Raw genomic sequence first — 20,235 nt, forward strand, 5'->3', positions numbered from 1 at the left:
TGAGGTGGTTCGGGTGTCAGGTCAGGTCAGGTCAGTGGGTGCCACGGCATCGCCGGTGGCGGCGTCGTACATCGCGGCCAGCTCGTGGCCGGGCGGGAGCCCGAGCGCCTCGCCGGGCCAGCTCGCGACGAGGCTGCGGACGTCGTCGGCCGCAGGCCCGGAGGCACGGACGTGGTCCCAGCCGAGGACGCCGGTGACGCGGTCGGGTGTCCCACCCTCGGCGTCCGCGTCGAACTGGCAGCGGGCCAGCGAGAAGGAGCCGTGGACGGGTCCGCCCTCGAGGGCGTGGAGCTCGGCCAGCGCCTCGACGACCGCGGCGGCGATGCGACGTCCGACCTCGGGCTCGCGGACGAAGGCGTTGGGCAGGCGGTCGGTGATGACGAAGCCGGGCTGGTACTGCAGGACCTCGAACGCGGCGCCCGCCACGGACGGGTCCTCGCACAACAGCAACGGCATCGGGGCGCGGTCGTATCCGCGGGCGATGCCGGCCAGGGCCACGTGGGCGTCGGCGCGCCCCGGCGCAGGCTGCGCGAAGGTGCGCACCACCAGGAGGGTGGCGCCGAACCGCAGGCGGTAGGCGTCACGCGGACCGCCACGCACGAAGCGCTCGACGCTCAGGTCGCCGCGCAGGCCCGGGAGCTGCCCGCGCAGGTGCGCCTCCAGGCCGGCCCAGTCGACCGGTCCGCCATCGACCGGACCCAGCTCGGGGGCGTCCGGCACCCACTCGGCCGGGGCGCTCATCGGGCCACCGCGTCGGCGAGGACCTCGGCCGTGTGCTCGCCGAGCCGGGGTGGCGGGCCGGGCACGGCGGTGAACGCCGAGGTCCGATAGGGCACGCCGGGGAGGGTGGCAGGGGTGTCGTCGACCTCGACCTCCACGAAGAACCCGCGCTCACGCAGGTGCTCGTCCTCGGGAAGGTCCTCCAGGCCGCGCAGCGGCCCGATCGGCAACCCCCGTCGCTGGCCCTCGTGATAGGCCGTCTCGGAGTCCATGAGCAGGAAGAAGACCTCGACGAGGCCCTGCACGTGGGAGAAGTTCTGCTGCCGATAGGCCACGTCGTCGTACGCCGGTTCGGTCAGGTCGGCCGCGAGCTCGTGGTCGGTCATCCAGTCGACCAGCGTCCGCCAGGCGCGCGGCTCGGACAGGATCAGGGCGAAGTAGACATAGACCCCATCGGCGCACCGGAACGTCGCCGACTGGGTCGGGACAGGCTGGGCATGGCGGTTGGTCTGCCGCTTCACGATCGCCCGCGGGTAGAACCAGTAGGGGTTGGCGAGCTCGCCGCTCACCGCGTTCGCCTCGTGCATGGAGACGTCGACGAGCTGCCCGCGGCCGGTGGCCTGGCGCTCGACGAGGGCGAGGAGCAGGCCGATGTGGGCGAAGCTCGCCGCCATCTCGTAGGTCTGGTTGCCCCCTGGCAGCACCGGCGGGATCGAGTGGTCGTCGTACCCACAGCTGTTGAGGGTGCCGCCGAGCGCGAGGCCCACCAGCTCAGAGGTACGACGGTCGGCCCACGGTCCGGTCAGCCCGTAGGGCGTCACCGACAGCACCACCAGCGCGGGGTTCTCCTCGCGCAGCTGGTCGTGGGACCAGTCCTCGGTGGCGAGCTCGCGCGGGACGGCGGTGGTGAGGAGGACGTCAGCGGTCCGGGCCAGCTCGGTCACCGTGGCGGCGCGCTGCGACGGCTCGACGACGATGCTCTGCTTGCCGGTGTTGTAGGTCCAGAAGGCCAGGCTGGCGTCCGGGTCTCCCTCGCGCCCCTGCACGAACGGTCCGGTACGGCGGCTGGTGACGCCCTCCGGCGGCTCGAGCTTGAGCACCGTTGCGCCGAGGTCGGCCAGGAGCTTCCCGACCCGCTCCCCGGCCGGGTCGTCGGCCAGCTCGACGACGGTGATGCCGGCGTACGGCAGCTGCTCGTCCATCAGATCGCTCCCTCTGCCTCGAGCTCCGCGAGCTCGGTTTCGGAGAGGCCGAGCACCTCGCCGAACACGTAGTGGTTGTCCTCACCGAGCAGCGGCGCCGACCGCCAGTTCTCCTGCACGGTCTCGGAGAAGCTGATCGGCGTGCCCTCGAAGCGGGCGGGGCCGATGACCGGGTGGTCCAGGTCGAAGAAGGTGCCGCGGGCGGCGATCTGCGGATCGACCTCGTCGAGGTCGCGCGGGTCCTGCACCGCACCCGCCGTCACGCTCGCGGCCTGGAGCAGCTCGGTGATCGCGTGTTTGCCCAGGCCCGAGGTCCAGCCCGACATCAGCTTGTCGAGGTCGTCCTCGTGCTCGCGTCGGCTCGTCCCGGTGGCGAAGCGCTGCTCGTCCGCCCACGCGGGCCGGCCCATGGCGGCGACCAGGCGCTGCCACTCGGCGTCGTCGGCGACGGTGATCGCGACCCACTGGTCCTCGCCGGCCGTCGGGTAGACCCCGTGGGGGGCGACGTCCTCGTGCGCGCTCCGGTTGCCGCGGGGGAAACCGGGACGACGGCTGGGCCGCTGGTTCACCAGGGTGTCGAGCAGGTCCGGGCCCAGCAGGCTGATCCCGATCTCCACGGCGGAGGCGTCGACCTCCATGCCCTGACCGGTGCGCTGGCGGTGGAAGATCGCCATCAGCAGGGCCGCGGAGTTGTAGTAGGCCGCCTGGTTGTCCATGTAGGACAGTCCCCAGCCCGAGGGCTCGCGGTCCGGCAGGCCGCTGATGAACGACATCCCGGACACCGCCTGGATCACCGGTCCGTAGCTGCGGTACTCGTGGTGCGGACCGCTGTGGCCGTAGCCGCTCATCCGCGCGAAGATCACGTCCTCGCGCAGCTCGCGCAGCCGGTCGTAGGTCAGGCCCCACCGCTCCATGACCCCTGGCGCGAAGTTCTCGGTGACCACGCTGCTCGACGAGATCAGCCGCTCAGCCAGTGCACGGCCGGAGTCGGACTTCATGTTGATCGTGACGCCGAGCTTGTTGCGGCAGTAGTTGTTGAACAACCCGCCCTTGTCAGGGTCGGGGTTCGCGTCCTCGTCGCCGTACGAGCGCAGGTCGCCCTTGTAGATCGGGAGCCGGCGGGGCGTGTCGAGACGGTTGCGGTCCTCGATCTTGATGACCTGCGCGCCGAAGTCGGCCAGGAGCCGGGTGGCGACCGAGCCGACGCCCATCCAGCAGAAGTCGGCGACACGGATGTGTGACAGCGGCCCCTGCCGCTGGCCGGGAGTACGGCCCGGCTGGGCCTGCTCGGCCTGCTGCGTGGTCATCTCGCTCCGATCTGGTGCCCTTCGGCGCCGCGGTACGTCGTGGTGCTGGGTGACGTGCACCACTCTATTCCTCATGATCAATTACCTCAAGTGTGAGCGCAAGAAACCTCATCCGGACCGGTGTCGGGTGGTCCGGTGGGGCTCAGGCGGTCAGCGCCAGTGGATGGATTCCTCGAGCCGGTCCGGCCACTTCGTCCGGAACTGCTCGGTGATGCCCTCGATGTGCTCGCGCATCAGCGAGGCCGCCTTCGCGTGCCGGCCGTCGATGATCGCCTGGGCGATCGCGTCGTGGTCGCTCTCGAGGTGCTCGAGGTCGTGGACGGGATCGATGCTCTCCACGACATGGTCGACGACGATGTGCGAGACGGCCTGCGTGAGCAGCGTCAGCACCGGGTTGTCGGCGAGCTCGGCCAGCACGGCGTGGAAGCCGTTGTTGCGCGAGAACGTCAAGGCGTCGTCGTCGATCGGCACGGCCTCGTCGAGGAACCGGCCGAGCGCCGCGACCTTGAGGTCGCGGTCCTTGATCCTGGCCACCTTGGCCGCCAAGGAGGGCTCGAGGTCCGCCCACACCTCGAACACGTCGGCGTACGACGCGTTGCTGAGGTTGAAGTAGAGCGTCGCGGTCCGCGCGAGGTAGCTCGCGTTGATGGCCGAGACGATGGGCCCGCCGTTGGGGCCGCGCTTGAGCGTGATCAGGCCCTGCACCTCGAGGATCCGCAGCCCCTCGCGCAGGGACTCGCGGCTGACGCCGTAGTGCTCCAGCATCTCGGCCTCGGGCCGCAGCCGGTCGCCGGGGGACATCCGCGCCGCGACGACGTCCGACACGATGCGCGCGGCGACGACCTCCGACGCCTTCGGCTGCCGCAGGGGCGTCGGCCGACCGTTGCCGCCCGGGTCGGCGAAATCGCCCCCGGGCGTGTAGACGATGGGCAGTCCGTGGCGGTGCACGTCATCGACCTCCCTGTCCGCGCGTGGTCACAGACGACCCGGCCGGGGGCCCAGTATGCCGGGGATCGACGACCAGGCGGCCCAGGACGCCACCCCGTCGCAGCCGCTCGTAGGCCGCCGGGACGTCGTCGAAGCCGATCACCTCGACCTCGGGCACGAGGTGCCCCGCCCGCGCGAGCGCCACCACGGCGGCCAGCTCCTCGGCCGTTCCCCAGAAGGGCGCCGAGACCCGGACGCCCTGGGGCAGGGCGCCCTTGCGGAAGTCGAGGGAGCCGCCACCGCTGCCGACCACCACGAGGTCCCCGCCCGGACCGAGCAGGTCCACGCCCAGCGCGATCGTCGCGTCCGCGCCCACGAAGTCCAGCACGGCGTCGGCGCCTCCGTGCGGTGCCAGCTCGGCGCGCAGGTCGTCGGGCGTACCCACCACGTGCGCGCCGGAGCGCGTCGCCAGGTCGAGGGCAGGCGGGTGCGTGTCGGTCGCCAGCACCTGCGCCGCCGTGGTGGCCCGCAGGACCTGCACGGCCAGATGGCCGAGGCCACCGACGCCGATCACGACCACGCGGCCACCGGAGGCCGGCAGCCGGTCCGCGGCCGTCGCCACGGCGTGGTACGACGTGAGCCCGCCGTCAGTCAGGGGTGCGGCGACCTCGGGGGCGAGCCCCGTGGCATCGACGACGCTCCCGACCGGGACGACGGCGTACCTCGCCAGACCGCCGTCGCGGCCGATGCCGCCGCCGACGGCCCGGCCACGGCCCGTGCAGTAGTTGGTGCGCCCCGAGCGGCACCGGTCGCAGGTGCCACAGGCCCACACGCCGTGCACCACCACCGCGCGACCGACGAGCGCCGGGTCGCCGGGGGCCGCGACGACCGTGCCGGCGACCTCGTGGCCGAGCGTGAACGGCACGTCGAAGGCCATCGGCTCCGGGGAGTCGAGCAGGTGCACGTCGGAGTGGCACAGGCCGACAGCAGTGACCTCCAGCAGCACCTCCCCCTCCGCCGGCACCGGGACCGGCACCTCCTGCAGGGAGACGGGCGCGCCGTAGGCGGTGAGTCGCCACGCGGCCATCGTGCCGCCCGGCGTACTCACCACAGGGACTCCCCGCCATCGACGACGAGGTTGGTGCCGGTGACGAATCCCGAGCCGGGACCGGCCAGGTAGGCCGCGGCCCGCGCCATGTCGTCGGGCGTGCCGGGGCGCCCCATCGGCACGTCCTCGGTGCGCTCGCGGAGCAGGTCGGGGTTGTGGTCCATCGACAGGGGGGTGGCGGTGATGCCCGGTGACAGCACGTTGACCCGGACGCCGAGGGGAGCCAGCTCGTAGGCCGCCACCCGCGCCAGCTGGTTCAACCCGGCCTTGGTGGCGGCGTACGGCGCGACGCCGGGGCGGGCGCCCAACCCACGGATGGAGGAGACCACGATGATCGACTTGTTGCCGGGCGGCTGGTCGACCATGACCCGGGCCGCACCCTGCACGCAGAGGAAGGTCCCGGTCAGGTTGAGGGCGAGGATCCCGTCCCAGTCCTCCTCGGTCACCTCGAGGAACGGGCGCAGCATGCCGCTGCCGACGTTGGCGACGAAGACGTTGAGCGAGGGCAGCCCCGCGACGACGTCGAGGAGCCGACGCACCGCGGCGCGATCGGCGACGTCGGCCACCTCGGTGCGGACCTCCTGGCCGGGACCGGCATCTGCCCGCAGGCTCGTGGCCGCGGCCGCGAGGTCGTCGGGGTTGCGGGCGACGAGCAGGACGTGTGCCCCGTCCGCCACCAGCGCCCGGGCGATGCCGGCACCGATCCCCTTGCTCGCGCCGGTCACCACGGCCCACTGGCCGGTCAGGTCGCTCATCTTGTCTCTCTCCTCTGGTCAGTAGACCGTGCTGCGGCCGCCGTCGACCGGGATGAGCACGCCCGTGGTGTAGCTGCTCGCGTCGCTGGCGAGGTGGACGACGATGCCCACCAGCTCCTCGGGTCGCCCCAGCCTGCCGGCGGGCAGCCCGGCGACCACCTTGCCGATGAACTCCTCGCTCCAGCCCGCCGCCATGTCGGTGGCGAAGCCACCGGGCAGGACGCAGTTGACGCGGACGTGCGGGGCGTACTCCTTGGCGAACGCCTGCGTCAGCGCGTTGAGCCCGGCCTTGGCCGCGGCGTACGTCGCCTCGTCGGCACTGGGGCGCAGGGAGCCGACGCTGGAGATGTTGATGATCGAGCCGCTCCCGCGCGCGGCCATCCGGGCGCCGGCGACGGCCATCATCCGGAAGGGGCCCTTGAGGTTGACCTCGATGGTCTTGTCGAACAGGCCCTCGGAGAGATCCTCGAGGCTGGGCGCCCCCGGTGCGATGCCGGCGTTGTTGACCAGCACGTCGAGCGGCCCGACCTCACGCTCGACCAGGTCGAGTGCCGGAGTGATCGAGTCCCACTGCCCGACGTGCAGGGCGAGCGGGAAGGTACGGCCGCCGGTCGCGGCGGTGATCTGCGCCGCCGTCTCCTCGCAGGCCTCGGCCTTGCGGCTCGAGACGACCACGGTGGCCCCGGCCCTCGACAATCCCTCGGCGATGGCTCGTCCCAGGCCGCGGGTGGCGCCCGTGACCAGGGCGACCTTGCCGTCCAGCTCGTTCATTGCTCGCTCCTCCTCATGCGTCGCGCCCCGGTCCGGGGAGCGGCGCTCACAGCTTGCTCAGCACGTCACGCCCGCCCAGCGTCATGGCCAGGCCCACCCCTGCCCCCGTCACGAGGGTCATGAGCAGCGAGACCGCAGCCACGGTCGGGTAGGAGCCGTTGCTCCAGAAGTCGTAGACGATGGTGCCCATCACCTGGGTCGTGGGTGATCGCACCAGCATCGAGGCCGAGAACTCGTGGGTCAGCAGCACGAACATCAGGGCCACGGCTCCACCGATGCTGCCGCGCAGCAGGGGCAGCATGATCCGGGCGTGGGTGACCAGCCGGCCGGCACCGGAGACCCACGAGGCCTCCTGGTACGACGTGCCGAGCGCCAGCATGCCGTTCATCATCATGCGCGTGGCGAAGGGGACCATCAGGGTCGCGTAGACCAGCACGATCACCCACGTGGAGCCGTAGAGGACGAACGGCTCCTTGGTGTAGGTCAGCAGGAAGCCGGCGCCGAAGATGACCGCCGGGACGCCGAGGGGCAGCGCGACGAGGAAGTCCAGCAGGGCGCGGGCGACGCGGAAGCGGTCGCCGAGGAGCACGATCGCTGCGACGTACCCGAGCGGCAGCACCACGGCGACCGCGGCGACGGAGGCCAGCAGGCTGGTGGTCACCGACTCGATGATCGCGGGGTTGTCCAGGACGGTGCGGAAGTTGTCGAGCGTGAAGGTCGAGGGATCGAGCGTCGAGCTCCAGTACGGCGAGAGGGCGACGGCGACCAGCCCGGCCAGCGGGAGCACGACGGCCACGAGGCCGTAGACCGCGATCACCACGACCGCCCAGCGGGCGGGGCGCTGGCGGCGTACGGCGCCCTTGCCGCCGTGGGTGACGAAGCGACGCTGGTCCCCGATGCCGAGCTTCTGCGCGAGCACGATCAGCACGCCGAAGACCAGCAGGGGCGAGCCCAGTGCCGCGGCCTTGGCGAAGTCGATGGGACTGGAGGCCGTTGCGAAGTACATCTCGCTCGTCAGGACTCTGATGCCCTCCTTCGTGCCCAGGAGCAGGGGGGCCGTGAACTGGCCGAGCCCGAGCAGCAGGGCGACACCGGCGCCGTAGATGAGCGAGGGACGCAGCAGCGGCAGCACGACGCGGAAGAAGACGCCGGCGCCGGAGGACCCGGCGACCTGGGCGGCCTCGAGGTGGTCGACGCTGATGTTGGCCAGGCCGGCGCTCACGAAGAGGTAGACGAAGCTGGTCAGCCCGAAGCCGGTGATCAGCACGATCCACGGCATCGAGTAGACGTTGACGGGCCCGGTGTCCAGGTCCGACCACCAGGGCAGCTTGCGCATCGCGGCGTTGAGGTAGCCCGGTCCCGGGGACAGCAGGAAGGCCCATCCCACCACGGCTGCGATCGCCGGCAGGACGATCGGCAGGATCGGCACGGTGCGCAGGATGCCGGCACGCGGTGGCAGCCTGCTCGCGGCGTAGGCGAGGAGCGTCCCGAGCACCATCGCCACCACGACCGATCCGACGGCGAGGTAGACGGTGCGGAGCACCAGCCGGGTGAAGTCGGGGTTGTCGAGCATGCGGGAGTAGCCCGCGCCCCCGTCGGCCATCGCCAGCTCCTGGAGCCGGTACAACGGGACGCCGACGAGGTAGAGCAGCACCAGCACGATCAGCCAGACCCCGATCCGGCGGCGGGTGTCCGCCGAGCCGGGCAGGCGTCGGGCCGGGGGTTGGGCAGCCGCGGCGGGAGCGGGGTCGGGGCGCGTGGCCGTCGCGGTCATGCCGACACCCGCGCCGGCTGCTCGGTGCGGGCCACCGCCTGGCCCGTCACGCCGTCGAAGACGCGCACCTTGTCGGCCGGGAAGGCCACGCCAACGCGCTCTCCCGGGGCGACGACCGCCTCGGCGGCACCGACCGGGACCCGGGCCCGCAGGGGGCTCCCGCCCTCGACGGTCATGGTGGCGTCGACGTGCCGGCCGCCGTACACGACGTCGGTGACGACTGCCTCGACGACCAGCTCGCCCGGCCGGGCGGGCGCACCGCCCGCACGGACCTGGACGTCGTCGGGCCGGATCCGCACGTCGACGGCGTCGTGTCCGCGAGGGATGTCGAGGGTGGCGGTCGTGCCGCCCGCGTGCGACCAGACGGTGTCGGACCGGGTGAGCCGCACTGTGTCGGCCATGCCGATGAACTCGGCGACGTAGTCGCTCGCCGGGTCCTCGAAGACCGTGCGCGGCGCGGCGCACTGCTCGACGCGGCCACCCCGCAGGATGGCCATCCGGTCACCGAGCGCCAGCGCCTCGTCCTGGTCGTGGGTCACGAAGACGGCGGTGAAGCCCATCTGCCGGTGCAGGGCATGCAGCTCGGTGCGCACCAGCTCGCGCAGCTGCGCGTCCAGGTTGCTGAGCGGCTCGTCGAAGAGCATCAGGTCCGGGCGGGACACGATGCCCCGGGCCAGGGCGACCCGCTGCTGCTGGCCACCGCTGAGCTGGCCCGGGTAGCGGTCGAGCAGGTGGCTGCAGTCGACCATGGCCGCCGCCTTCTCGACCCAACCGTCGCGCAGCCCCTCCTTGTTGCGGCGCACCTTCAACGGGTAGCCGATGTTCTTGCGCACCGTCATGTGCGGCCACAGCGCGTAGGACTGGAAGACCATCCCCACGTTGCGCTTCTCGGCGGGTACGTCGACCCGCCGAGAAGCGTCGTACACGACGCGGTCCCCGAAGGAGATGGTGCCCTCGCTGGGCGACTCCAGTCCGGCCAGGCAGCGCAGCGTGGTCGTCTTGCCGCAGCCGCTCGCGCCCAGGAGCACGAGGAGCTCGCCCTCCTGGATGTGCAGGTCCAGGTCGTCGATGACGGCCTCGCTGTCGCTGCCACCGAAGCGCTTGCTCAGTGCAGAGATCGTCACGTCAGCCATGGGTCACTCCTCGGGTTGTCGGGTCAGCCGTGCCGCGTCAGCGGAACAGCTTGTTCCACTTGTTCTGGAAGTCGGTCACGGCCTCGGGGGTGAGGGCCTCGTAGTCGATGCGGCGAACCGAGTCCAGGGTGCCGAACGTGCCGGGCACGTCGGGTCGCACCGAGGCGGCCTTGCGGGCGATGGCCTCCTGGCCGGCCTCGGTCAGCATGAAGTCGGCGAGGAGCTGGGCCGCGTTCGGGTGGGGGGCGTCCGCGATGATGCCGCCGTAGAAGACGGCCGCCCACTTCTCGTCCTCGAAGCCGAAGTCGACGGGGGCGCCGGCCTCCTGCTGGTCGACCTGCGGCTCCACGAAGATCGCGCCCGCGATCTCACCGGAGGACAGCGCCTCGGCGGCCGGGAGGGCGCCGGGGTAGATCTGCGGGTCCTGCGCGGCGAGCTTCTCGAGGAAGTCCTCGCCGTGGATGCCGGTGAGGTAGTTGTAGTAGTCGACGAACGTCGCGCTGGTCGGCTCCGGGACGCCCAGCTTGCCCTTGAAGGCGGGGTCGAGCAGGTCGGCGTAGCTCTCGACCTTGCCGGGGAACAGGTCGGTGTTCCAGGCGAAGGTCAGCACCGTGGCGTCGATGTCGAAGATCTCGTCGCCCTGCATGACGTCGAGCTCCTCGAAGGCCGGGCCCTGCGGAGCGACGTAGTAGTCCTGGTCGGCGAAGGTCTCCTGCGCCGGGCGCAGGGAGCTGACGTAGACGTCGGCGACGGTCTTGCCGGTCTGCTTCTCGGCCTCGATCTTGGGCTGGAGCTCCGGGTCGATGCCGCGCACGACCTCGACCTCGATGCCGTACTCCTTCTCGAAGGCGGCGGCGAAGTCGTCGAGCTGGGTCTGGCCCTGGCTGGAGTAGACGGTGACCGATCCCTCCTTCTTCGCGGCCTCGACGATCGAGTCCCATCCTCCCTCCGCCAGGGTCGAGTCGGGCTCGTCGCTGCCGCACGCCGCGGCGAGGCCGAGCAGGGACAGCACGGACAGGGCGGCGATGGACCTGCGCAGCCGGTGGGTGTTGTTCATCGTTCTCCTAGTTCAGATAGTGGCGTCACGCAGCGCGCGTGCTGCCTGCGTCAGACGGGTTCGCTTCTCGTCGAGCGAGCCGTCAGCGGGCCAGACCTGGTCGGCCCAGATCACGACGTGGTCGAAACCCGCCGCTCCGTAGCGACGCACGTCCTGGGGGTCCGCGCCCTCGATGCGCACGACCGTCTCGAACGGCTCCGCCGTCTTCCCGAGTTCTTCTCGCAACCCCTGGAGCCGGTCGCGCAGGCGCACCGCCTCCTCGAAGTCCGGCGTCCCGGAGGAGAACCAGCCGTCACCGGAGCGGGCGGCGCGGCGCAGTGCCGCATCGCTGTTGCCTCCGATGACGAGGGGCACGTCCACCGGCGCCGGAGTCATCTCCAGGGCCGCGAAGTCGAAGATGTCGCCGTGGTGCTCGACAGGCCCGCCCCCCAGGCAGGCCCGGAGCACGGCCAGGGACTCGTCCAGGCGGCGCCCGCGGGTCTTGAAGGGCACCCCGAGCGCGTCGAACTCCTCGGTGAGCCAGCCGGCTCCCACGCCGAGCACGAACCGGCCGCCGGAGATCTCGGCGAGGGTGGCCGCGGCCCGGGCGACGAGCAGGGGCTCGCGCAGCGGGAGGACGAAGACCCCGGTGGCGAGCCGGATGCGCTCGGTGGTCGCCGCGGCGGCCGCGAGGGTCACCAGCGGGTCCAGCAGGTGGGTGTTCTCCTGCACGATCGGCCCGGTGTGGTGCTGCTTGACCTCGTGGCCGGGGTGGACGCTCGTGTACTCCTGCGGGTGGAAGACGTGCTCACCGAGCCACAGGCTGTCGAAGCCGGCGTCCTCGGCCGCGCGGACCAGGTCCAGCAGGTCCGCGGCGGCCATGTCGTACGCCGAGAGGCCGATCCTCATGCGCCGTCCTCCTCAGGGGTCGCGGTGTCAGGAGTGGTGGCCACCGTCGTCGGCCGCCACTGCGGGAGCACGACGCCGTCGCCGACCTCCTCGAACCAGACCTCCATGGCCTGGTCGGGGCGCACCTCGGCGCGCCCCGGCAGGGAGCCGAGCAGGCGGACCTCGGGGTGCTCGTCGAGCTGGACGACCACGACCGTGTACGGCGTGGGGTGGCCGGGGTGCACCTGGTGCTCGACCGTCGTCCAGGTGTGGACGCGTCCGGTTCCCTGCACCCGGCGCCACTCGCCGGCGTCCTCGTGGCAGTCCGGGCAGAACGCCTTCGGCAGGTGCAGGGCTCGCTCGCACCGGCCGCAGAACCGGATGACCAGCTCGTGCCGGGCGGCGGCCTCGAAGAACGGGCCGCTGTCGGGATCGTCGGTCACGGGCAGCACCCGCGCCTGCGTCGGCGCGCTCATGCCGCCACCAGCAGCAGCGCACTGCCCCCCGGAGGCGGCGCCGAGGTCACCAGGCTCACCTGCGCGCCGGGAACCTGGTTGGTGGAGGTGCCCCGGACCTGGCGCACGCCCTCGAGGACATGGTTCATCCCGTGGATGTAGCCCTCCGAGAGATGACCGCCGGAGGTGTTGATCGGCAGCGAGCCGCCGACCTCGAGCGTGCCGTCCTGGATGAAGTCACCGGCGCCGCCGGGCTCGCAGAAGCCGTAGTCCTCGATCTGGACCAGGGTCGTGATCGTGAAGCAGTCGTAGATCTGGGCGACGTCGACGTCGGCGGCCGTCAGGCCGGCGCGGGCGAAGAGCGTCTCGGCCAGCGGCTTCGAGGACCAGCTCGTCGTCGTCGGGCGCAACAGGGCCGGGAACATCAGGCCGGGCTGGGCGTCACGGCCACTGGACTGCGCCACCGACCGGATGAGCACGGGCGGCTGCGCGAGGTCCCGGGCCCGCTCCGCGGTCGTCACCACGATCGCGCAGGCACCGTCGGTCTCGAGGCAGAAGTCGAAGAGGCGCAGCGGCGTCGAGAGCATCCGCGAGCCGAGGTAGTCCTCCATCGACATGGTGCGGGAGTGCATCTGGGCTGCGGGGTTGTTGTTCGCGTGGCGCCGGCAGGCCATCGCGATCCGGCCCAGGGCCTCCGGGGGCGTCCCGTGCTCGATGGCGTGGCGCTGGGCCACCGCCGCGAAGTACTGCCCCGGTGTCTGCATGCCGTAGGGCAGGAAGAACTCCTCGAACGTCGACCCGCCGCCGGCGCGGCCGTCGTCGGCGTACCCCTTGCCGTAGCGCTCGCCGGAGCGTCCGTTGATCGAACGGAAGACGACCACGGTCGTGGCCATACCGGCCTGGATCGCAGCAACGGCCTGGCCGACCATGGCCGCGGGACCGGAACCGCCCGGGCCGGTGTCACCCCAGTAGGTCAGGTTGCGGACGCCGAGCGAGTCGGCCAGCGCCACCGGACGGACGGTGTCCATGTCGCAGCGGACGATGCCGTCGACGTCGCGCGGGTCGATGCCGGCGTCCTTCAGCGCGGCGAGGCTCGCCTGCGTGGCGAGGGTCAGGGTGGAGCGCCCTGACGCCTTCGAGAAGTCGGTGGCGCCGATCCCGGCGATGGCGGTGCGGTCCTGCTGCCAGGACTCACGGCCTGCGTGGTTCGTCAACGCTCATCCAATCTCATGAGGAATTTTGGCTCGGGCCGTCCTGACCCGTCTTCGGACGTCAGTCAGGGACAGGAAGACCGAGCGCCCCGGCCCAGAGCCGGGACAGCTGGTCCGCGGCGTGATCGAGGTCGTAGTCGTCGCCCTGCGCGCACCACCGGTAGGCGAAGTTGCTGACCATCCCGGTGAGCGCCACGGAGGCAAGCGCCGCGTCCAGCGTCGCCGCCACGCGGCCGTCCTCCTGCCAGGTGGCGATGGCGTGCTGGATGCGGCCGGCGAAGCGGAGTGATGCGTCGTGGCGCAGCGCCTCGACCTCGGCGTCGAGGGTGGCGACCTGCTCCCAGACCACCATCACCGCGGCGTTCTCGCGGTAGGAGGCGAGGTAGGCGAGGTTGGCGCGCCGGATCTGCTCGAACGGCTCCTCGGTGTGGTCCGCTCCGCGGTGGCCCGGGCTGCGCAGCTCGTCCTCGAGCTCACGCAGCAGCGCCACGAAGATCTCCTCCTTGGAGGAGAAGTAGGTGTAGAACGAGCCGCTGGCCGCACCTGCGGACGCGGTGATGTCGACGATCCGGGCCTCGGAGAAGCCCACGTCGCTGAACACGCGCTTGGCGCCGTCCAGGAGTGACTGGCGGCTCCGCTTGCCTCGCATGGTCACCGGGAGCGGTCGCACGCCGTCCTCGAACTTCTCCGTGGTCACAGGAGTGACTCCCCTCCGTCGACGGCCAGGTTGGCGCCGGTGATGAACGATGCTGCCCCACTGCAGAGGAACGCCGCTGCGGCAGCACAGTCCTCGGGTTGCCCGGCCCGACCGAAGGGCACGCGCTCGGCGGCGATCCGCTCCGCGTCCGGCGTGCCGGCGAGCATCAGCGGCGTCAGGGTCATGCCGGGGGCGATCGCGTTGACGCGGATGCGGTGCGGAGCGAGCTCGTGGGCCGCTCCGCGGACCAGCTGGTCCACACCCGCCTTGGAGCAGGAGTACGGCAGCGTGCCCGGACGGAACTGCCGGGCACGGACGGAGGACACGACCACGATCGACCGGTCGGGCCGGGGGCGCTCGATCATCGCCCGCGCCGCCGCCTGGACGACCAGGAAGGTGCCGCGCAGGTTGGTGGCGATGATCCGGTCCCACTCCGCGACGTCGAGGTCGAGCATCGGGACCACGCCGCCGGTGCCGGCGTTGGCGATGACGCCGTCCAGCCCGGGGGTCAGCTCGTGCACGCGCTCGAAGAGCGCGGCGACCGATGCCTGGTCGGCGATGTCGCAGGCAACGGTCTCGACCCGTGCCTCGCCGTCGGGGGCCGGGACCTCCAGGCACGCCGTGCGGGCCCGGGCCAGGTCGTCGGCTCCACGAGCGGTGAGCACGAGCTGTGCGCCCTGACGGCGCAGCTCCTGGGCGATGCCCAGCCCGATGCCCTTGGAGCCGCCCGTGACGAGGATCCAGCGGCCGCGCAGTGCGACCTCGGTGGCGGTGGTGACCGTCATCTGGGGCTCCTCCCATCGGTCGGCTCGGGACGTCGGAGTGTGGCGTACGTCATGTGGTGTGGACCACAGACTGGCACCTGTCGAACCCGAATGCAAGTTCATTTTTAGTTGAATCCGAATTCGAGATCGACTATGGTCCTGTGACCGGACCCACACTTTCGAGACCAGGAGCGACATGACCGAGCAGGCCGCACCAGCCCCGGTGTATGCCGGACTCCGCGTCGTCGACCTGACCCAGGGCGTGGCCGGTTCCGTGGCGACGATGCTGCTCGCGGACGCCGGCGCGGAGGTGGTGCGCATCGATCGTGAGGACGACCCGTTCCGCCACCTGCCCGGCTACGCCGTGTGGCACCGCGGCAAGCGTCGTACGACCCTCGACCTCGAGGACGAGCGGGACCTGCGCACGCTGCGCGGCCTGGTCGCCCGAGCTGACGTGCTGGTGGAGTCGAGCGAGGGCCCGGGGCTCTCGCTCGTGCCCGGCCCCGACCACGGTCGGCTGGTCCGCTGCACCATCACGCCGTACGGCGACGCCGCTGCCCACGCCGGCCGCAGCGCCGTCGAGTCGCTGGTCGCCGCGCGCACCGGCCTGCAGTGGGAGGCCCGGGGAGTCCCCGGCACCACGATCGGCCTGCTCTCCGGCCGCACCGACCCGTTGGCCGACCTGCCCTTCGAGGCTGGCACGGGCGTGGGCCCCGACCGGCCCGGCCCGATGTTCCTCGGCATTCCGTGGGCCGGCCTCGCCGCCGGCTACCTGGCCACCATCGGCGTCGCGGCGGCCCTCCGCCTGCGCGAGCAGTCCGGGAGGGGACAGGCGATCGGGACCTCCCTGCTCCAGGGCGCGCTGTGCGCGGGCAGCATCGCGTGGCAGCGGGTCGAGGACCCTGACGCCGAGGGCTACCTGGGCTGGACGACGGATCCCCGTGCACCCAAGGGCTTCTACCGCACCTCCGACGCGAGGTGGGTCCAGCAGTGGGTGCAGCTGCCGAGCTTCATGCTCGGCGTGAGCGACGGTGACGAGCTGGCCGTGCCGCCCGGCGGCGGGGTCTCGACCCGCGACGCCGAGCTGCGGATCTCGACCGACTACCAGGACCTGGTCATGCTCCAGCACTTCCACCCGGCCATGGCCGCGGCAGCCGCGCGCTTCCGCGCCGACGACTGGGAGCGGGTCGCCCGCGAGGCCGGCGTCCCCTTCGAGGTGGTCCGCTCACCCGAGGAGGCGCTGCTCGACCCGCTGCTGCTGGCCGACGGCTGCGTGCAGCGCGTCGACCACCACGAGCTCGGCCCGATCCTGACGGTCGGTGACGTGGTGCGGCTGAGCCGGTGCCCGTCGTCCCCGGAGAAGGCCGTGGTCGCGCCGGGCCATGACGACGCGTGGGCCCGGGCCGAGGCCGAGGCCGCCCTCGACGAGCACCGAGCGACAGGTCCGGGCGACGCGGCCCGGGACGACGCGCCCCAGCAGTCGCTGCCGCTCGCCGACGTACGCGTCCTCGACCTCGGTCTCGCGATCGCAGGACCCTTCGGGGCTCAGGTCCTCGCCGACCTGGGTGCCGACGTCGTACGGGTCAGCGCCGTCCACGACGGACACTGGATGGCGACGCAGTACTCCCACATGTCCAACCGCGGCAAGCGCAGCCTCGTGCTCGACCTGAAGGACCCCGACGGCCTGGCCGCCTTCCACCGACTGGTCCGCTCCGCCGACGTGGTGCACCACAACATGCGCGCCTCGGCGGCCGAGCGGCTCGGCGTCGACGGCGCGTCGCTGCACGCCATCAATCCCCGCCTCGTCCACTGCCACACGCGCGGCTACGAGCGCGGCCCGCGCGACGGCCGGCCCGCCAACGACCAGACCGCCGGGGCCCTCTGCGGCACGGAGTGGGTCGACGGGGCAGCCGACGACGGCGGCACGCCGATCTGGCCGTCGGTCTCCCTCGGCGACACCGGCAACGGACTGCTCTCGGCCATCGGCGTGCTCCAGGCGCTCCACCACCGCGACCGCACCGGCCTGGGCCAGGAGGTCGACACCTCCATCGCCTACGCCCACCTGCTCAACGCCTCCTCGGCGTGGACCACGCCCGACGGCCGGCGCAGCGGCGATCGCGCCCGGATCGACGCCCAGGGCTGGGGCACCTCTGCGCTGCACCGCATCTACGCCACCGCCGACGGCTGGTTGTGCCTGGCGGCCGAAGGAGCCGACGACCGGGAGCGCCTGGTCGCGGCCGTCCCCGCGCTCGCGGACCTCGACCCCGACGACTCCGGCAACGACGCCGCGGTGGCCGCCGTGCTGGGCGGGGCCTTCGCCCAGCGCGACGCGCGCTCGTGGGTCGCCGACCTCGACGCCCACGGCGTGCCCGCCGAGGTGTGCGCGGACCACCCCGCCACGGCCCTGTTCGACGACCCCGACCTCAAGCAGCGCGGCCTGGTCACGACCTTCGAGCACCCGGTGCTCGGCAGGGTGGAGATGGCCGGCCGGTTGATCGACATCGACGGCGCCCGCCCACTCGGGCGCGCCCCCCTCCTGGGCGAGCACACCGCGGAGGTGCTGGCCGAGGCCGGCCTCTCCCTCGACGAGGTCGCCGACCTCCTCGAGCGCGGGGTGGCCCGGGAGACGACACGCCGGCACCAGGAGGTCTCGTGAGCACGATCGAGGAGTTCCGCGAGGAGGTCCGCGCCTGGCTGGCCGCCGGCCCGCTCCCCCGCACCGAGCCGGGGACCGAGCGGCCTTGGGGCGAGGGCTCCGACAGCGTGGCGGTCTTCCACGACCTGCCGCACGAGGAGGAGCAGGCCCTCCTGGACCGCATGCGCTCCTGGCAGCGCACCAAGCACGACGCCGGCTACGGCGCGATCGACTGGCCCGTCGAGCTGGGCGGCCGCGGGTTGCCCGCGTCGTACGACGCCGCCTTCCGCGAGGAGGAGCTCGCCTACGACACCGGCAGCCACGAGCTGGTCGCAGTGACCCTCGGACTGGTCGCGCCGACGCTCCGCGAGCTGGCGTCCGACGAGCTGCGCGACCTCCTGGTCGGTCCGATGCTGCGCGGGGAGCTGCTGGCCTGCCAGCTCTTCTCCGAGCCGTCGGCCGGCTCCGACCTGGCCAACGTCTCGACCCGGGCGACCCGGGAGGGCGATGAGTGGGTGGTCAACGGCCAGAAGGTGTGGACGTCGGGCGCCCAGTTCGCCGACTGGGGCGAGCTCATCGTGCGCACCGACCCCGACGCACCGAAGCACCGCGGCCTCACCGCCTTCATGGTGCCACTCGACGCGGAGGGCATCGAGGTCCGGCCGCTGCGGCAGATGACGGGCGGCACCAGCTTCAACGAGGTCTTCCTCGACGACGTGCGCATCCCCGACCGCTATCGCATCGGCGAGGTCGGCGACGGGTGGCGCGTCGCGCTGACCACCCTCGGCTTCGAGCGCGGCAACAGCGCCGAGCAGGGCCGGGTGGGCGGCGACTGGCGACGGGCCGTCGACCTGTGCCGCCACACCGGCGCGATCGAGGACCCGCACGTTCGCCAGCTCCTCGCCGAGGCCGTCATCGCGTGGCGGCTCGGCGAGGTCGCCAACGCCCGTGACGAGCGCGACCACGCCCGGGGCGGGGCGCCCGGGGTGATCGGATCGGTGCGCAAGCTCCAGTGGGTGCATCGGATGGCATCGGTCTCCGACGTCGCTCGCGCCGCCCTCGGACCGCGCCTCGCCGTCGATGACGGGCAGTGGGGCACGTGGGCCTGGACCCAGCAGCTGCTCGGCGTCCCGGGCTACCGCATCGCCGGCGGCTCGGACGAGATCCAGAAGAACATCATCGGCGAGCGCCTCCTGGGCCTGCCGCCCGAGCCACGAGAGGCGCGTGACCAGCCATGGCGCACCAGCAGCCGATGACCACCACGACCCGGATGGTCGATCCCGACCTGGTCGCCGACACCTCCGAGGGACCCGCCCTGCGCGGTGCCGCCTGCACGGAGTGCTCGACGACCACTTTCCCCGCGCAGGACCGGTGCCCGAGGTGCAGCGCGCTGGCGATGAGCCCGACGCTGCTCCCCCGGCGCGGCACGCTGTGGGCCCACACCGTCCAGCACTTCGCGCCGAAGCCGCCGTTCCGTCACGACGGCGAGTTCGAGCCGTTCGGCCTCGGGTACGTCGACCTCGGATCCGTCATCGTCGAGTCGCGGTTGACCGTCTCCGACGTCACCGCCCTGTCCCCCGGCCTGCCGGTGCGCCTGGCGCTGGTGCCGGCCTTCACCGACGACGACGGCACCACCGTGACCACCTTCGCCTTCGAGCCCGAGGAGCAGTGATGGGCAACCACGAGGACGTCGTCATCATCGGCGTCGGCATGCACCGCTTCGGTCGGACGCCGGGGGTGAGCGGCCGACAGATGGCCGTGCACGCCACCCACCAGGCCCTCGCCGACGCCGGGATCGCCTGGCCGGACGTCCAGTTCGCGTTCGGCGGCAGCTACGCCGCCGGAGACGCCGACGCCCTGGTGGCGGACCTCGGCCTGACCGGCCTCCCGTTCGTCAACGTCAAGAACGGCTGCGGCACGGGCGGCTCCGCCCTCACCTCCGCCCGGCACGCCATCGCCTCCGGCGCCCACGACCTCGGCCTGGTCGTCGGCTTCGACAAGCACCCGCGCGGTGCCTTCAACGAGGACCCCGCCAACCTCGGCCTCGGGGAGTGGTACGGCTCCACCGGGATGATGGTGACGACGCAGTTCTTCGCGATGAAGATCCAGCGCTACATGGCCGAGCACGGCATCTCCGAGCGCACCCTCGCGAAGGTGTCGACCAAGGCCTTCCGCAACGGCGCGCTCAACCCGATGGCGTGGCGGCGCGAACCGTTGACCGAGGAGCAGGTCCTCGAGGCCCCCATGGTCAACCCGCCCCTGACGCAGTACATGTTCTGCTCCCCCGGGGAGGGCGCGGTCGCGCTCGTCGTGGCCAGCGCCGAACGGGCCCGGCGCCTCGGGGTCGAGGGCATCCGGTTGCGCGGGGTGGAGTTCCGCTCGCGGCGCTTCGGCTCCTTCGAGGTCTACAACACCTGGATCTCCCCCGAGCGTGCCGAGGGTCCCACCAGCGAGGCCGCCCGCGCGGTCTTCGAGGCCGCCGGAGTCGGTCCGGAGGAGGTGCAGGTCGCCCAGGTGCAGGACACCGAGTCCGGCGCCGAGGTGATGCACCTCGCCGAGACCGGTCTGTGCGCCCACGGCGAGCAGGAGCAGTGGTACGCCGACGGCGTCACCGAGATCAACGGCCGCCTGCCCGTCAACACCGACGGAGGCGTCCTGGCCAACGGGGAGCCGATCGGCGCCACCGGCCTGCGCCAGGTCCACGAGATCGTCCAGCAGCTGCGCGGACGGGCGGGCGAGCACCAGGTCCCCGGTCGACCGAGCGTCGGCTTCACCCATGTCTACGGCGCGCCCGGCATCAGTGCCTGCACGGTGCTCACCCGGTGAGCAGTCCTGTGAGCGCCCACCATCAC

19 protein-coding genes are annotated in these 20,235 nt (G+C 72.2%); 4 read left to right on the plus strand and 15 right to left on the minus strand.

Going from position 1 to position 20,235, the window contains the following annotated elements; translation table 11 throughout:
• Positions 1-21: 21 nt before the first annotated feature.
• The 15 genes from ASE01_RS16275 to ASE01_RS16345 all read right to left on the minus strand — a co-directional run bounded on the left by ASE01_RS16275 (position 22) and on the right by ASE01_RS16345 (position 14,769).
• A complete protein-coding gene (locus tag ASE01_RS16275) occupies positions 22-741 on the minus strand; it encodes a phosphotransferase family protein (RefSeq protein ID WP_056754245.1) in 720 nt (239 codons plus the stop codon).
• Positions 738-1,922 carry a CaiB/BaiF CoA transferase family protein gene (locus ASE01_RS16280; RefSeq protein WP_056754248.1) on the minus strand — a complete coding sequence of 395 codons (1,185 nt, stop codon included), beginning with the start codon at positions 1,920-1,922 and terminating at the stop codon, positions 738-740. The genes ASE01_RS16275 and ASE01_RS16280 overlap by 4 nt, the downstream gene beginning before the upstream one ends.
• The gene (locus tag ASE01_RS16285; protein WP_056754251.1) at positions 1,922-3,229 is read right to left on the minus strand and encodes a CaiB/BaiF CoA transferase family protein; all 1,308 of its coding nucleotides are present in this window, start codon (positions 3,227-3,229) and stop codon (positions 1,922-1,924) included. Before ASE01_RS16285 ends, ASE01_RS16280 begins: the two co-directional genes overlap by 1 nt.
• 150 nt (positions 3,230-3,379) lie before the next feature.
• Complete coding sequence (locus ASE01_RS16290; protein ID WP_056754254.1) at positions 3,380-4,177, minus strand: FadR/GntR family transcriptional regulator; 798 nt, start codon at positions 4,175-4,177, stop codon at positions 3,380-3,382.
• 1 nt (position 4,178) lies between these two features.
• Complete coding sequence (locus ASE01_RS16295) at positions 4,179-5,264, minus strand: alcohol dehydrogenase catalytic domain-containing protein (RefSeq protein ID WP_235536050.1); 1,086 nt, start codon at positions 5,262-5,264, stop codon at positions 4,179-4,181.
• Positions 5,261-6,019, minus strand: a complete 759-nt coding sequence (locus ASE01_RS16300; RefSeq protein ID WP_056754257.1) for an SDR family NAD(P)-dependent oxidoreductase — start codon at positions 6,017-6,019, stop codon at positions 5,261-5,263. The genes ASE01_RS16295 and ASE01_RS16300 overlap by 4 nt, the downstream gene beginning before the upstream one ends.
• 18 nt (positions 6,020-6,037) lie before the next feature.
• Positions 6,038-6,790 (minus strand): SDR family NAD(P)-dependent oxidoreductase, encoded by a 753-nt coding sequence (locus ASE01_RS16305; RefSeq protein WP_056754260.1) that lies wholly within the window; start codon positions 6,788-6,790, stop codon positions 6,038-6,040.
• 46 nt (positions 6,791-6,836) lie between these two features.
• On the minus strand, positions 6,837-8,564 hold the full coding sequence (locus ASE01_RS16310) for an ABC transporter permease (protein WP_082606107.1): 1,728 nt from the start codon (positions 8,562-8,564) through the stop codon (positions 6,837-6,839).
• The gene (locus ASE01_RS16315) at positions 8,561-9,697 is read right to left on the minus strand and encodes an ABC transporter ATP-binding protein (RefSeq protein ID WP_056754263.1); all 1,137 of its coding nucleotides are present in this window, start codon (positions 9,695-9,697) and stop codon (positions 8,561-8,563) included. The genes ASE01_RS16310 and ASE01_RS16315 overlap by 4 nt, the downstream gene beginning before the upstream one ends.
• A 37-nt stretch (positions 9,698-9,734) precedes the next feature.
• On the minus strand, positions 9,735-10,754 hold the full coding sequence (locus ASE01_RS16320) for an ABC transporter substrate-binding protein (protein WP_056754267.1): 1,020 nt from the start codon (positions 10,752-10,754) through the stop codon (positions 9,735-9,737).
• A gap of 12 nt (positions 10,755-10,766) precedes the next feature.
• Complete coding sequence (locus ASE01_RS16325) at positions 10,767-11,642, minus strand: TIGR03619 family F420-dependent LLM class oxidoreductase (protein WP_082606108.1); 876 nt, start codon at positions 11,640-11,642, stop codon at positions 10,767-10,769.
• Entirely contained in the window at positions 11,639-12,097 is a 459-nt protein-coding gene (locus tag ASE01_RS16330) for a Zn-ribbon domain-containing OB-fold protein (RefSeq protein ID WP_056754269.1), read from the minus strand. The genes ASE01_RS16325 and ASE01_RS16330 overlap by 4 nt, the downstream gene beginning before the upstream one ends.
• Positions 12,094-13,290 carry a thiolase C-terminal domain-containing protein gene (locus ASE01_RS16335; protein ID WP_056754271.1) on the minus strand — a complete coding sequence of 399 codons (1,197 nt, stop codon included), beginning with the start codon at positions 13,288-13,290 and terminating at the stop codon, positions 12,094-12,096. Before ASE01_RS16335 ends, ASE01_RS16330 begins: the two co-directional genes overlap by 4 nt.
• A 58-nt stretch (positions 13,291-13,348) precedes the next feature.
• A complete protein-coding gene (locus ASE01_RS16340; RefSeq protein ID WP_200958867.1) occupies positions 13,349-13,984 on the minus strand; it encodes a TetR/AcrR family transcriptional regulator in 636 nt (211 codons plus the stop codon).
• Positions 13,981-14,769: an SDR family NAD(P)-dependent oxidoreductase gene (locus tag ASE01_RS16345; RefSeq protein WP_056754272.1), complete on the minus strand. Its 789-nt coding sequence runs from the start codon at positions 14,767-14,769 to the stop codon at positions 13,981-13,983. The genes ASE01_RS16340 and ASE01_RS16345 overlap by 4 nt, the downstream gene beginning before the upstream one ends.
• A gap of 175 nt (positions 14,770-14,944) precedes the next feature.
• On the opposite strand from ASE01_RS16345, the gene ASE01_RS16350 reads away from it, so the two are divergent.
• Genes ASE01_RS16350 through ASE01_RS16365 form a run of 4 tightly spaced genes read left to right on the plus strand, consistent with a single transcriptional unit; the run spans position 14,945 to position 20,209 of the window.
• Positions 14,945-17,404: a CoA transferase gene (locus tag ASE01_RS16350; RefSeq protein ID WP_056754275.1), complete on the plus strand. Its 2,460-nt coding sequence runs from the start codon at positions 14,945-14,947 to the stop codon at positions 17,402-17,404.
• Entirely contained in the window at positions 17,401-18,639 is a 1,239-nt protein-coding gene (locus tag ASE01_RS16355) for an acyl-CoA dehydrogenase family protein (RefSeq protein WP_082606109.1), read from the plus strand. The genes ASE01_RS16350 and ASE01_RS16355 overlap by 4 nt, the downstream gene beginning before the upstream one ends.
• Positions 18,636-19,055, plus strand: coding sequence for a Zn-ribbon domain-containing OB-fold protein (locus ASE01_RS16360; RefSeq protein WP_056754905.1), 420 nt, complete (start codon positions 18,636-18,638; stop codon positions 19,053-19,055). Before ASE01_RS16355 ends, ASE01_RS16360 begins: the two co-directional genes overlap by 4 nt.
• Positions 19,055-20,209: a thiolase family protein gene (locus ASE01_RS16365; RefSeq protein WP_056754278.1), complete on the plus strand. Its 1,155-nt coding sequence runs from the start codon at positions 19,055-19,057 to the stop codon at positions 20,207-20,209. Before ASE01_RS16360 ends, ASE01_RS16365 begins: the two co-directional genes overlap by 1 nt.
• Positions 20,210-20,235: the final 26 nt, after the last annotated feature.

It is taken from the genome of Nocardioides sp. Root190, from assembly GCF_001428565.1.
GTDB lineage: Bacteria > Actinomycetota > Actinomycetes > Propionibacteriales > Nocardioidaceae > Nocardioides.